Source organism: Pantoea sp. NSTU24 (assembly GCF_050157905.1).
Taxonomy (GTDB): domain Bacteria; phylum Pseudomonadota; class Gammaproteobacteria; order Enterobacterales; family Enterobacteriaceae; genus Pantoea.
In genome coordinates, this window is sequence record NZ_JBKIWZ010000001.1 from 1,210,192 (window position 1) to 1,223,581 (window position 13,390).

The 13,390-nt window shown below is 59.2% G+C and carries 9 protein-coding genes; 4 read left to right on the top strand and 5 right to left on the bottom strand.

Going from position 1 to position 13,390, the window contains the following annotated elements:
• Positions 1 to 264 carry a barstar family protein gene (locus ACLHDD_RS05960; RefSeq protein WP_427103345.1) on the top strand — a complete coding sequence of 88 codons (264 nt, stop codon included), beginning with the start codon at positions 1 to 3 and terminating at the stop codon, positions 262 to 264.
• Here ACLHDD_RS05960 and ACLHDD_RS05965 read toward each other — a convergent pair.
• The 4 genes from ACLHDD_RS05965 to ACLHDD_RS05980 all read right to left on the bottom strand — a co-directional run bounded on the left by ACLHDD_RS05965 (position 261) and on the right by ACLHDD_RS05980 (position 8,306).
• On the bottom strand, positions 261 to 2,627 hold the full coding sequence (locus ACLHDD_RS05965; protein ID WP_427103346.1) for a virulence factor SrfC family protein: 2,367 nt from the start codon (positions 2,625 to 2,627) through the stop codon (positions 261 to 263). The two genes, ACLHDD_RS05960 and ACLHDD_RS05965, sit on opposite strands and share 4 nt — an antisense overlap.
• Positions 2,624 to 5,587 carry a virulence factor SrfB gene (locus tag ACLHDD_RS05970; RefSeq protein ID WP_427103347.1) on the bottom strand — a complete coding sequence of 988 codons (2,964 nt, stop codon included), beginning with the start codon at positions 5,585 to 5,587 and terminating at the stop codon, positions 2,624 to 2,626. Before ACLHDD_RS05970 ends, ACLHDD_RS05965 begins: the two co-directional genes overlap by 4 nt.
• 2 nt (positions 5,588 to 5,589) lie before the next feature.
• Positions 5,590 to 6,963, bottom strand: coding sequence for an SrfA family protein (locus ACLHDD_RS05975; RefSeq protein WP_427103348.1), 1,374 nt, complete (start codon positions 6,961 to 6,963; stop codon positions 5,590 to 5,592).
• Between the two features lie 170 nt (positions 6,964 to 7,133).
• Positions 7,134 to 8,306 (bottom strand): benzoate/H(+) symporter BenE family transporter, encoded by a 1,173-nt coding sequence (locus tag ACLHDD_RS05980; RefSeq protein WP_427103349.1) that lies wholly within the window; start codon positions 8,304 to 8,306, stop codon positions 7,134 to 7,136.
• Between the two features lie 119 nt (positions 8,307 to 8,425).
• On the opposite strand from ACLHDD_RS05980, the gene ACLHDD_RS05985 reads away from it, so the two are divergent.
• From ACLHDD_RS05985 to ACLHDD_RS05995, 3 genes are all read left to right on the top strand, one after another.
• The gene (locus tag ACLHDD_RS05985; protein WP_427103350.1) at positions 8,426 to 8,983 is read left to right on the top strand and encodes a helix-turn-helix domain-containing protein; all 558 of its coding nucleotides are present in this window, start codon (positions 8,426 to 8,428) and stop codon (positions 8,981 to 8,983) included.
• A 66-nt stretch (positions 8,984 to 9,049) separates the two neighbouring features.
• Positions 9,050 to 9,475, top strand: a complete 426-nt coding sequence (locus ACLHDD_RS05990) for a MarR family winged helix-turn-helix transcriptional regulator (RefSeq protein WP_427103351.1) — start codon at positions 9,050 to 9,052, stop codon at positions 9,473 to 9,475.
• Positions 9,476 to 9,490: 15 nt separating this feature from the next.
• Positions 9,491 to 10,051 (top strand): isochorismatase family protein, encoded by a 561-nt coding sequence (locus ACLHDD_RS05995; protein WP_427103352.1) that lies wholly within the window; start codon positions 9,491 to 9,493, stop codon positions 10,049 to 10,051.
• 65 nt (positions 10,052 to 10,116) lie between these two features.
• Here ACLHDD_RS05995 and ACLHDD_RS06000 read toward each other — a convergent pair whose 3' ends face one another.
• Positions 10,117 to 13,128, bottom strand: coding sequence for an autotransporter outer membrane beta-barrel domain-containing protein (locus ACLHDD_RS06000; RefSeq protein ID WP_427103353.1), 3,012 nt, complete (start codon positions 13,126 to 13,128; stop codon positions 10,117 to 10,119).
• Positions 13,129 to 13,390: the final 262 nt, after the last annotated feature.

The window sequence follows — 13,390 nt, forward strand, 5'->3', positions numbered from 1 at the left end:
ATGCTTGATCTGACTTTTGACCTGCGTCAGCTGACCACGCGCGCCGCCTTTTATCAGCAGTTTGCTGAGCAGAGCGGCTGCCCGGCAAATTTTGGTCATAATCTGGATGCGCTGTGGGACTGGCTGACCGGTGGGATGGCACTGCCTGCCACGGTGCGGCTGCAGCACGTTGCTGCGCAGCAGCCCGACTTAGCGCCAGTGCTGGCGCTGCTGGAGGAGGCGGCGCAGTCGCTGGCGGGCGAGCTGCGCCTGATTAGTGATTAGGCGCGCAGCGGCTTAAGCAGGGCAATCAGCGCGTCACGCGCCCGCGACGGCAGATCGCCGCCGCCGGTATAGCCATTGTTCTCGATGATGACCTGATTCAGTCCGACCAGCCAGTCGTAGATGTAGTAGGCGGTGTGGTTAGCCGGCGCGGCAGAAAGCCGGGTGAGGCGCTGACCGGCACCGAAGCTGACGCTGGGCGCGGGCGGACGTGAAAAGATGACCTGACCGCGGTTGACCCGGCTGGCAGGCCGCTCGTTTTCAGGCCGCTGTAAAAAGCCGAGCCAGGCGACAAAATCACCCAGCACCGTCATCGCCCGCGTCACCTGACGGTCGGCACGGGATTCATGACTGACGCTCTGCGTGTCAGGCTCATGCAGCGCCTGTTGCAATTTTTGCGCGATATCGGTGCGGAATCCGGCCGTGATCAGCTCCTCGACCAGCCACTCCATCGTCGCCTTATCCACGTTCAGCAACGCCAGCAGGCTGCGATTCTCCGGCAGCTGACGCAGATGATCCAGCCACAGCAGCATCACCTGACGCGGAAACTGCTGCGCGCCCGGCAGACTCTGACGCGGCTGAACCGGCGCTTCAGCCGGACTTTCGCTGAACAGGTCAAATTCAAATCCAATCCCGAACTGATTCTCCGGCGCCTGCAGATTGGCTGGTTTGCTGCCTGGCAGGGCAGACTGATTCAGCCACAGCTGACGCAGTGCCTCACGCGGCGGCTGCAGGCGTTCCAGCAGCTCACCGTGCAGGCCGGTACGATGCTGCAAACACTTCAGCAGCGTGTCGGCGATGTTCTGTTTACGGTCCGCCTGTTCCGGTGAGGCTTCCGCTTCGGTCCACGGCAGCAAGCGGCGCTCGACCACGGTATGCTGAATCTGTGCCAGCTGCGCCAGCAACATGTCGCGGCGGGCCTCCGGCTGCATCTCATCCTGTAACCAGCTCGCCATGCGGTCAACGCCCGCGCGATCCAGGGCCAGCATCGATCCCCAGTGCTGACCAGGCTGTCCCATCTGGCGCTGCACGGCTTCATCCACGTTGACCTGCTGATGGCGGCTATCGAAAGGAGTAATCGCCCAGATAAGCCGGGGTTTCCCGCCAGATTCCTGCACAGGCTGCTGACGCTGCCATTCACGCAGTGACTCGCTCACCAGACTGGCATCCTGACGCTGGCTGGCGGCGGTGCAGACAATCAGCAGGTCGATTGCCTGCCGGGTAGCGTAGAAGCCGGGCAGCAGTGCGCGTTTCTGCTCCAGCAACTGCGCCCGTAACGGCTCCTGCTGACGCAGGCGCTGCCGGTCATCCTGCACGATTGCGTCAGCGGGCTGACCGGGCGCGGGCAGTTCAAGCATGTCGGCATCGTCATAGAGTGCGGTGCGCGGTGTGGAGCAAAGCGGCACCAGCACCTCCAGGGTCAGCAGAGCCAGCAAACCCAGCGGCACATGCTGTGCCTTGCCAATACGGTTGCCATTCAGCGGACAGACTTCGACCCGTTGCTGCTGATCCTGGTCGCTGGCGGGCACAATCAGCTGTTCAGCCGGCAGCAGTGACGCATCGGTGAGCAGGCTCAGGGGCGCGAGCAGGCGGCTGCTGTTGCGCAGCTGATGACGCAGATGCAGCAGGCTGCGCAGCATCTCATTGAGTGCCGGTTGCGACGGCCAGAGCAGCGAAAAGAGCTGTACGCGGTCATCCACACTCAGCCAGGGCGCCAGTTCAACTGCCTGCGGCCAGAAATGGCGATCGAGCCGGGCATCGTAGTGCGGACGGCGTCGGCACCAGGACCAGAGCGTCACCAGCGCATCGCCTTCCAGGCCCGCCAGCGGCGTCGCCAGACGATGACGCTGCAGGCGCTGCAGCGCGCTGTCGATCTGCGCGGTGTCGGGCGCGCGCTCACCGGCACAGGCGACCATCAGCCGTACGATCTCAGCCTCGCTCAGCAGCGCCAGTTCAACCGGCCACTCGCCGGAGAGCGGCTCACGCTGATGGCTGAAACGGGTTGCCGTCGCAAAATCGAGGTTGCCGGGATTGATATGCTGGAACCAGCTCAGCAGCTTGTCACCCATGCGGGTCATTAACTGGCCCTGGGCGTCAGCCACCATCTCATTCAGCAGCCAGGCTTTTCCGGCCTGCGACTGACCAAACAGCGCCAGCGTCACCGGACGTGCGACCTGCTGCGCCAGCGCCTGGGTCTGTACGCGCGCCTGACGCAGTTGCAGCGTCAGGGTTTCCGCTTCCAGCGCCAGGCGCGGCGACTGTTCACGGTTTTCTTCAATCCAGGCCAGGCTCTGATTCAGGGCATCCTGCAGCAGGTTCAGGCGTTTTGCCAGCGTCTGCGGCTGGCGGGGTTTCAGGGCTTTCATCGTTTACATACGCTCCCGCTGTCAATCCAGTATTGCGCATTGGCATTGCCGGTGGCCGACAGGGTATTCAGCTTCAGACTTAACTGCTCCAGCGGCACGCGGGTACCGTCGTCCAGACGCGCATCGCTCAGCACCAGATTTTCCGGGCCGGTGGCTCCCGGACCGGCTTTCACCGCCAGGCGGATGCGCAGCACGCTCTCCCCGGCCACTTTGCGCGCCAGTGTGGCGTCGTTGAGCGTCAGGCTGTAGAGCGGCGAGGCGGGCCAGCGATCGTTATCGAGCTGGCGGAAACCCAGACAGACGTTGCCGCGGATACGAAAACTGCTTTTTTTATCCAGCGCATAATCAGGATCGTCGAGATCGATTTCGCTGTAGCAGAGATTCTCATCGGTCAGCGCCTGGTTTTCATCGAGCATGCCCAGGTAGCGAATCGTCGAGTAAGGCTCAAAATCGCCCGCGCGGAACCAGAAACTGCTGAGACGCAGATCCAGCGCCAGCAGGCAGAGCATTGCACCCACCGCCGCAGTAGACTTCGGATTATCGATACGGCCATGCTTGTTAAACGGATACCAGTCGCTGGTGTGATAGCCCTCCAGCGACAGAATGCGGCTGCCCGGCAGCGGCTGCAGATGGCGCACCAGCGCCTGAATGCCCGGGAAACGCGACGGCCGGCCGGTCAGCAGCAGCACGTCACACTGATAGAGCGATACCACTTCACACATTGAGCGCAGCGCCGGAATGATCGCCATGCGGTGCTGCATAAATTCGCCGTGAAGCTGCGACAGGCTGACCACCAGCGGCACCTGCAGCAGGTCGAAGCGGCCGTGACCGCCCAGCTCGCGCTGAATCTCGCCGTTCACAAACGCCAGCACCGCTTCGCCTGGCACCTGTTCAATCAGCTCGCCGAACAGCGCATTGATCTCGGCGTGGCTCTCCAGCGGATCCCAGTTTTCGTAGCGTTCCAGCACGGCCTGTGCCAGCGGAATAAAGAGCTGTAACGTCACCTGCTGACGTAGCGTAGCCTGACCGTCCATACGGCTATCGTGACCAAAGAGTTTGTTCATCAGTGGATCGGTCAGGGCCAGGCCCGCTTTCTGCAGGTGCTGTTGCAGCGCAGGCAGAATCCACAGCTGAATCACATCCAGCAGGATATCGTCGCCCGCCACTTTGAACCCTTCACGAAACAGCAGGCGCGGTGTGATTTTGACATTGTTACCCTGACCATCATCCAGGCGATACTGGGTGATCGCCAGATCGGTGGTGCCGCCACCGATATCGATCGAGGCGATGCGCAGGCTCTTGCCGGGCAGCTCATCCGCTTCACGCGGACGATCCGGGCGCGCCATGCTGCTGAAAAAGTCTTCAGCGCGACCGGCAAAGTTGACTTGTGTTTCGTTGAACAGCCAGACCATCTGACCACATGTCGCCTCATCCCACTCCATCTGCACGTCCGGCAGCGGTTTTGGACTCTGACGCGGCAGTGCCGGAGCCAGCTCATCCTCGTCGGTCAGCCAGCCTTCGGCTTTCCAGACCAGCGTCAGCGCCTCCTGCATTCTGCGACGGAAGATTTCGCGCTCTGGCTTCGGCATCGCCGAAGGCAGCGTCAGGATGACATGGCGCAGCTGACGCGGCGCGTGACTCTGTGGCATCCGCTGACGCTGAGCAGCACTGTTCATCTGCATCAGTGCCTGCGCCAGCAGCTCGCACAGCATAAAGGTCATCAGCGAGCTGCGGCTGTAGTGAGGGGAAAAGACCGGCAGGCGGTCGTCCGGCGACAGCGTCGAAAGCGGCTGGCCTTCGTCGTTCAGCAGGGTGGTAAACGGCGCAGCATAGGCCAGCGGCTCGCTCTGCTCACCCGGCGTGTTAAAGCGCCAGCCTGGCTGATAGCGCGCCTCATCCCAGAGATAGCGGCGCGGGCTGGAGAGGCCGGTGCTGCCTTCCAGTCCTGCGCGCTGCAGCGCCAGACGGCTCGCTTCACGTCCGACACGCGTCAGAGAAGGCCACATAAAGGCCTGTTCGCGGCCGCTCTCCAGCGAGAAGTTTGCCTTGCCAAAGTGTGCTTCAGCAAACTCCAGGCGACTGTCGAACAGCTCATTATAAACCTGATGCGGCTGGGCGAGATCGCGCAGCTGCAGTTCATAGGTCTGCTTCAGGCCGTTGCTCTCTTCCGGGTGATCTTCCACCAGGATGCCGCAGGTATGGGAATTGCCGACGTCGAGAATGATGTCGACGCTGACGGCCGGGGTCTGCAGCGTGGCGGCCTGAATATGGATCTCGCTGAGGTCGAGCTGTTCGCCCAGTAGCTCCAGCAGATTGAGATAGTGCGCCTGATACTCAAATTCGCGAAGCGCCTGATTGATCGCCTGTTCACGACGATCGCCGACGCGGTCGGTAAAAATTTCCCGTAGCCAGCCGTCAACCCAGGTGAGATCGAGAAAGTCGCCCAGTTCATAGTTGTGCCAGGCGAGCGCGAAGGTCACGCCGTTTTGCGCATCAGCGGGCGTCAGGCCAAGCTGTTCGCCGCCATCCTGCTCCGCGACACAGCGGGTGTCGAACGCCAGGGTGACGCGATGGGTATTGCCCGCCGCATCAGGGGCGGGCAGGGCGACCAGACGCATCCGCGCCCAGTTTTCCGGGCCGCCGATGAAACGGCGTCCGCTAGCGCAGCGCAGCATGGGCAGCGGCAGCCAGCAGGCGGACAGAAGCGTAAGGGAGTCGGCCAGCGCGATATCGGACTCCGGGCGCACCACTTCTGCGGCACCGCCATCTTCCGGGTAGAGCAGGAACCTGCCGCTGTTGCCGTCAACGTTCAGGCGCAGCAGCGGGCCGTTGGCGGTCTGACGCACGAACTGGCGACGCGCCGGGGTGGCAGAGAGCTGCAGGCCGAAATCAAGAAACTGCACACCGCTGTTTTCAATCAGCGTAATTTTTTGTTTGTCATCGATCAGGGGAGCCAGCATCGTTATTTACTCTCACGCTTAATCGTCATCGGGAAGATCCGGTCTTCCGCATACTGCGCTTCGCACACTGCGGCACCGATACTCGCGTGGCAGACCAGCAGCGGCATACGGTAGCGCGAACCGTTCTGGCACTTCGCCGTGTAACGGCTCTCAATGACCAGGTTGCCGGCGCTGGTCATGGCCGCGCTGACATCCGCTTTGCAGCTGGTATTACCCTGAGTCACCTGCACGCTGCCTTTGCCATTTTTGAACTGGAAACGCATCACCGGCGGTTTACCGGTCGGTGTTGGCATCTGGTTGATGGTGACGCGCCAGCGGCCATCGATGACCTGAACCTGACCTTCGCGCACCGCATCAGGCGTAACGATCAGGTCATCGGGGCGGGCCGGCACCGCAGGCGTCACTACACTGGCAAGGGTAGCAGATGAGGCGGTCGGTGCGGCTTCAGGCGCTGCGACGCTGGCCGGTTTCTGCGGCAGCGTCTCCGGGAGATTCTCCGCGGCGGCCATCACGGCAGGGGGCGCGACAGCGGGCGTCGCCGCGGCCTGGGCTGGCGCAGCGGCCGATGTTGGCGACGCAACCGCAACCGGCGTCGTCGCAGGTTCTGCACTGACTTTCGCGCTCTCAACCGGCGCTTCGGATGCGGGACGATGCAGCAGCACCGCCACCACGACGGCGGCCGCAATCGCCACCGGCGGCAGCAGATACCAGACACGTAAAGGGCGGCGCGCCGGGGCAGGTTTCTGTTGCACCGGCTCAGGCGTCATCACCACCGGCTGCGGTTCTTCCACCGCTTCAGGTGCAGGTTCCGCCATCAGCACGGGTTCGGCGGCCACGGGCGCGACTGGCAGCTCGGGCAGCGGCTCAACCAGCGCGACCGGCAGGTTCTCCTCAAGCGTATCGCGCAGACAGGCCAGCGGATCATCGCGGCTGCGTGCCTGGGCATCGACAAAGCCCCAGAACGTGATGACCGGTTTGCCATCCACCAGATAGACATATTGCTGATCGGGAAACTGCAGGGTTTTGCTCAGCAACGCACCAAACAGCCGCATGGCGGGGTTCTCCGCCGCGCGCGCGCGCGTGCTGAGATCCTGCATATCCTGCTGGCAGGCAGTGAGCTGCTGCAGGGCCGCGCGACGTTCATGATCGCTCGCGCCCAGCCAGGATTTTACCCGACCGTTGAAAGGAGCATACCAGTCGAGGCGATCGCCCCGTTCATTGGCCTGCGGGATCGCCAGGCAATCTGCCAGTGCGCTCTGACGGCGCAGGCGCAGCGTTTCACGAATTTGCAGTGCTGAGGCGTAGACCGGCTGGCCATTTTCACCTAGCGCCAGAACAGCATCTAATTTACCGCTGCGCAGAAAAGTTTTTGCCACCTGTTGGGCCCTTATCGGTCGTTGTCTGAGGCAGAAAATCGCGTGTTATCGACGATTAAATTGATTTTACGCCGGGCAATGACAAATCAAACGGCAGAAAAGGGGCTAAATCCACTGTTTTTTTCGCGGGCTGACGTAAAAATAACCGCAATTTCAGAACAATGCGATCTTCAGCCCGTTTTGCGCACCAGCAGCAGGTGAGCGAGTATGCCCCCGCTCAGTCCCCAGAAAGCGGGTCCGATGCCCAGCAGTGATACGCCCGACGCGGTGATCAGAAAGGTAATCAGCGCGCTGTCACGTTCCGCTGGCTGCTCCAGTGCCCGTTGCAGGCTGCCGCCCAGGGTGGCCAGCAGGGCCAGACCGGCGAGCGCCTCGATCAGTACCGCAGGCAGGGCGCTGAACAGCACGGCGATCAGCGCGCCTGATGCGCCTGCCAGCAGATAGAAAACGCCGGCCAGTACCGCCGCACGCCAGCGTTTCCGGGGGTCGGGATCGACCTCCTCGCTCATGCAGATGGCGGCAGTGATCGCGGCGACGCAGACCGAAAAACCGCCAAACGGCGACAGCAGCAGTGCCGTCAGCCCGGTGCGGGTCATCAGGGCAGAGACGGGCGGACGATAGCCGTGCGCCTGCAGGGTTGCAATGCCGGGCGCATTCTGCGACGCCATTGTGACCAGAAAATAGGGCAGGCCTGTGCCCAGCAGCAGGGTCAGGGTAAAGTGCGGCATGATCGGCTCCGGCAGTGCCAGTCTGACCGCCTGCGGCGGAAAATGGATGGCGTGCTGTGCCAGAGCGACCAAGATGCCTGCCAGCAGTGTCACCAGGATGGCGTAGCGGGCCAGCCAGCGGCGCGCGAGCAGCCAGGCCAGGCACATGCTGCCGCATAAAGTGAAGTTGCTCTGCAAATCGGCGAAGGTCTGCAGCCCGAAGCGCAGCAGAATACCCGCCAGCATCGCCGCCGCCAGCGAGGCGGGGATGTGGTTCATCAGACGGGCGAACAGGCCAGTCACGCCACAAAGTACAATCAGCAGGTTGGCAAAGAGGAAAACCCCTACCGCCTCATTCAGCGTGACGCCGTGAAAACTGGTCGCCAGCAGCGCCGCGCCGGGCGTGGACCAGGCGGCAAGCACCGGCATCCGGTAGCGCAGCGACAGGCAAAGAGAGACGATTCCCTGTGCAAGACCCAGAACCGACAGCCAGCCGCCGATCTGCGCGGGCGTAGCGCCCGCCGCCTGAAACATCTGATAGATAATCGCGCCGCTGCTGCTGTAGCCTACCAGTACGGCAACAAAGCCGGAAACCAGCATCGGCAGAGTAAATGAGGCCTGTTCCGCTCGTGTCATCTCTCACTTCTCAATCGGGTTGTGCGTTATAGCGTACAGCGTGGCATAGTGCGCTATAACGCACAAGTGTTACACTCTTGGTCTGTTATTTTTATTCAGCATGCCAATCAGGAGAAATAATGGCGGATTTTCAGCAACACCTGAGCGATGCGCTCAGGCAGTTGCGTCAGGCCAACGGCTGGAGTCTGACGCTGACGGCGGAGCGAACCGGCGTCAGTAAAGCGATGCTGGGGCAGATTGAGCGCGGCGAATCCAGCCCGACCATCGCCACGCTGTGGAAGATCGCCACCGGGTTTAACGTTCCTTTTTCGTTTTTCATCGACTCCCGGGTGATCGCCTCCGGGGCTGCGCCGGGATTCAGTCAGCCTGACGCCGGGATGGCCGTCCGGCCTCTGCTGCCTTACGATCCAAAGCTGCGGTTTGAACTGCTGGCGGTGGAGCTGGCGGCGGGTGCGCAGAGCCACTCGTCGCCCCACGAAGCAGGCTGTGTGGAGCAGGTGGTGGTTATTGAGGGCGAACTGCTGCTGGCGGTCGGAGAGGTCTGGCGGCGCCTGCTCGCGGGTGAGGCGTTCCGCTTTGAGGCCGATATGCCGCACAGCTACCGCAACCCGCTCAGCACACCGCTGCGTTTTCACAGCCTGATTCACTACCCGCAACGGCCTGACGTTACAAATTGATACGGGCGCAAACTACACAGTTTACCTTCGTATCTCTATACTTTTGCCGGTTCACAGAGAGGGACAATGAGCGATTTGACAGATTCCGCCGCCATACTACGGATGCTGGTGGGTAAGCTGGCGCGACGCCTGCGCGAGTCAGCCCCGCCCGGGGAACTGACCTGGTCCCAGGTGGCGGTGCTGGGCCATCTGGTGCGCGACGGGGCGATGACGGTGACGCAACTGGCTGCGGCTGAGGGCGTACGAACCCAGTCGATGGGCGCGACCGTAGCTGGTTTACTGGCGTCAGGCCTGGTGACAGGCGAGCCTGATCCCCATGATGGTCGCAAAACGCGTTATCTTCCGACGCCCGCAAGTCTGGCGGTCATCACGTCGAGCCGGGCAATGCGCGAGGACTGGCTGGTGCGGACGCTGGCGGCCCGGCTGAGCCCGGCAGAACAGCAGCAACTGACCGACGTTCTCCCTCTGCTGCAACGACTCGCTGACGAATAACCCTGAGGATCCAACATGGCTGTAACCACACTTGATGCAAAAACTGCGCTGATTGTTATCGACCTGCAACATGGCATTGTGGCGCTGCCGCTGGTGCATGCGCCAGAGCCGGTAATCGATCGTTGTGCCGCACTGGCAGAGGCCTTTCGCGCGCACCAGCTGCCTGTGGTACTGGTGAACGTGGCCGGTGCCGCACCGGGCCGCAATGAGCAGGGACGTCACAGCGGCGAATTGCCTGCCGACTGGGCCACGCTGGTTCCGGCGATGACGCCTCAGCAGGATGACCTTACCGTCACCAAGAAAACCTGGGGTGCATTTCACGGCACCACACTGCATGACGAACTGCAGGCGCGTGGCGTTACCCAGGTCGTGATCTGCGGGATTGCGACCAGCATCGGCGTCGAGTCCACGGCCCGTCAGGCGTATGAATCAGGTTACAACGTCACGTTAGCCACCGATGCGATGACCGACCTTAATGCCGATACCCATCACAACAGCATCAGTCGGATCTTTCCGCGTCTGGGTGAAACCGGCAGCAGTGAAGAGATTATGGCGTTGATTGGTAACACCCACTGACAGAAAGACCGCCTGCCTTGTCCTGCAACAACCAGCAGGGCAAGTTGCAAGGCGGCTTTTACCGATCAGAAACTAAACCGATAACCTGCGTTAATGCGGCGCTGGTCAACGCGTTCACCCCGCGTTAAGTCTGCTTCCAGATAAAGATGATGCGTGTTGCGGAAACGCGCGGTGATGCCCAAACCATTATTCCAGCCATTTCCACTGTAATCCGCACTTTCAGCGGAGCCGTTGAGTGTGTAACGCATTCTGGCTGAAAATTCACGCTCCAGTCCTGTTTTGATATAGGCATCATAATGGATATCTCCTTGCGTCTGGCTGAATCCCGCAAGGGTGCTGATTCGTCCGTAAGCCGAATGATAGTGATCAAAATGAATGGCAAGACCATTACTGGCACGGGTTTGCGCACTTTTCTGGTGAGCCAGCGTAATTTGTGCCTGAGGTTCCAGGTACAAGCCCTGTTCGTCAGGCGAAAAGCTGAAACGCTGTCCCACTTCTGTCGAAACGGTAATACCGGAGGATTTTGCCTGACCGGACACCGGATTCTGCTGACTGTCCTTAACCCCGAACTGGTTGCTGATGCGGTTAATTTTCAGCACCTGGTCAACATAAAAACCTGTTTCAGTTACCCAGGTCAGATAGCCCCCGCCATATTCTGACCTGACAGTGCCCCTGCCACCGCGATAGTGTGGTGAGGCGTGATTGATGCCCATAAACAGACCACCATAGATCTGTTTGCTCTCAGACAGATTTTTGTCAGCACCAAACTGAAAACCGCTGTAATGCATTCTGAAGCCATCGAGTTTTCCGGCAGAAGAAGCGTTCATCTTACCGTCAATACCCCGCACCCAGACGTTGCCCTGACTGTGATTGTTGCGGATTTCACCCAGCCGCTGAAGGAGCGGCTGCGTTTCGGCGAGGTTCATCAGATAACTGACATGCAGGAAATTTCCTCCGGCATTAGCGGTGGTAGTAAGACGTTGATCTTTTCGGCCCGAAACGGGCGCTGTCGCCGCTCCGGCTATCTGCTGCGCCGCAGGTGCGGGTGCTGGCTCAGATACCTGCTGCGGAGTGGCGTCAGGCGCCTGTGTTTCTGTTGGTGCGGGTGCTGGCTCAGATACCTGCTGCGGAGTGGCGTCAGGCGCCTGTGTTTCTGCCGGTGCGGGTGCAGGTTCAGATGCCTGCTGCGGGGGAGTATCAGGCGCCTGTTTTTCCGCCGGTGCGGGTGCAGGGATGGGTTCCTGCTGTGAGGGGGAAATCATCGCCGGTTCTGACACGGAGCCGGAAGCAGCGAGTTTCCAGTCCGTACCCGCTTTGCGTAACGAATAGAGATATCCGCCAAGTTCAATCTCAGCGTTGGCAGTGAAGTTTGCTTTGCCATCGGGGGTTTCAATAACCGTAATCTGTTCATTGCCCGTTGCTGACTGCGATCCCTGATTCACAAAAGAGACAGTATGATTTCCTGCGCTGCTATGCGTCACCACCAGCTTATCGCTTTTGTCATTCACACCGTCGCCAGCCAGACCGACGCGCATTAAAAAATCGCCGTTTCCGGTTAAGTCCCCGACGGTTAACGTAGTGAAATCCGTCTGGGATGCCACTTGGTTAAAATCAATTTTGCTGTCTGTCAGATTCAATCCATCGAGATTAGAGGTGTCGCTTACATTCCATGTGCTGCTATTTAATGTGGCATTGAGATAACCACCATCAATATTATCACTGAATGCGCGGCCCTCCCAGACAGAGTCAGGCTGCAGCGTTAAGTCAATTTTACCGCCATTAGCGTATACAGATCCCTTTATATTCAGCCTGCCATCTGCGCTTATACTTCCTGGCAGATAGTTTTTGTTATATTGCGTAGCAATAGCCAGTTGATCCGGTGAGGGCAGTATAATGGTCACATCGCCCGTTAAGCTGGCCGTCCCATTCGCCATGGCAATAACGGCGGCATTTTTTGTGGCGCTATTATTAATAGTGATGTTTTTTGCTGAAAGACTTCCGGAAAGTAAAGCCAGTAGTGCGACGTCACCGCTGGTAATATCGGTTTCTTCAATATTGACCTTCGATCCCGCTATTTGTGCAGAGGCGGCATAGGAAGTCGCTGTATTGATTGTATTACGTTTGTCGGCGGAGCCTTTAAAATTAATTGTGGTAGCCATACCACTGGCAACAATCCCTCCCGCCTGTAACGTTGTGACATGGCTGTCAGGACCAATATTTGCGACGCCGTTTAAGCGGACCTCAAGGCCGTTGGCCGCTTTGCCCGAAGTCGCAAGGGTCAGATTCTCTGCCGTAAGATCACCAAAGTTCCAGATGCCTGATGAACCCTCGCCGGTCGTCGTAATACGACTGCCTTTGCCCAGATTTACCCGGGTATGTTCCTGCATCTCCAGGCCATTTGAAAAAGAACCTGTTGTGGTAATGCTAAGCTGATCCGCATTCAGAAAGGTCTGCGTTGATGAGGGTTTACCATTGAGTGAATCAATTAAGATACCGGGACTGATCTCGCCGTTTGTTGAAATGATGCTGCCGCTGCCCAGTTCAGCGCTGCTGCCATGATTAGCAACCGCGAGACCGGTACCATATTTGCCAGAGGTGGTGATTGAGAGAGCATCGGCCTTCAGCGATGATCCATACGCCACTCTTACCCCACTGGCGAATAAGTTTTCGGTTCCGGTCACGTTAACTGTCGTTCCCGTACCCAGGTCAGCAGTTACCCTTTCAGCATTAATGTTTATGCCTGAAGCACGCTGGCCATTGACGTTAAGGGTAAGCGCCTCTGCCATTACCTGGCTCTCATTACCCATGATTTCCACACCGCGAGCATAAGAATCGGGATCGCTGACGGAAATAAACACGTGACGCCCCAGGTTAATTACGCCTGTTTTATCAAGCGGATTAAACACCCCATAAATGCCGGTCTGATAAATTTTATCGCCTGTCAGAATATCGCCATCTTCCAGCGTAATATTGTTCCCTGACTGGCTTCCGATGTTTTTTCCTGCCACTCCACCACTCAGGACGCACCCGGTGAATAACGCCAGTGGTGTGATATGACGCCTGGTTAGTTTCCTCATTTAACACTCCCTGTATCGCATCAGTGCCTGTTAAGACTGCGATAAACGCAGTCCGTCACAGGATTAGCTTTTTAACCCGCGAATAATTTATCAGGAAAGTACAGGAGCTATTCTGATTAAAATGGCGGACTGCTCATTTTCCTATTATAAAAAGAGAATGTGTTTTGAAATGATATAAAGGTTCTGAATGTTTTTTTGATGATTTTATTTAATGGTTTAATTAATTCAGAAGGCGTTTTTCAATGGGGAGGAAAAGAGAGGG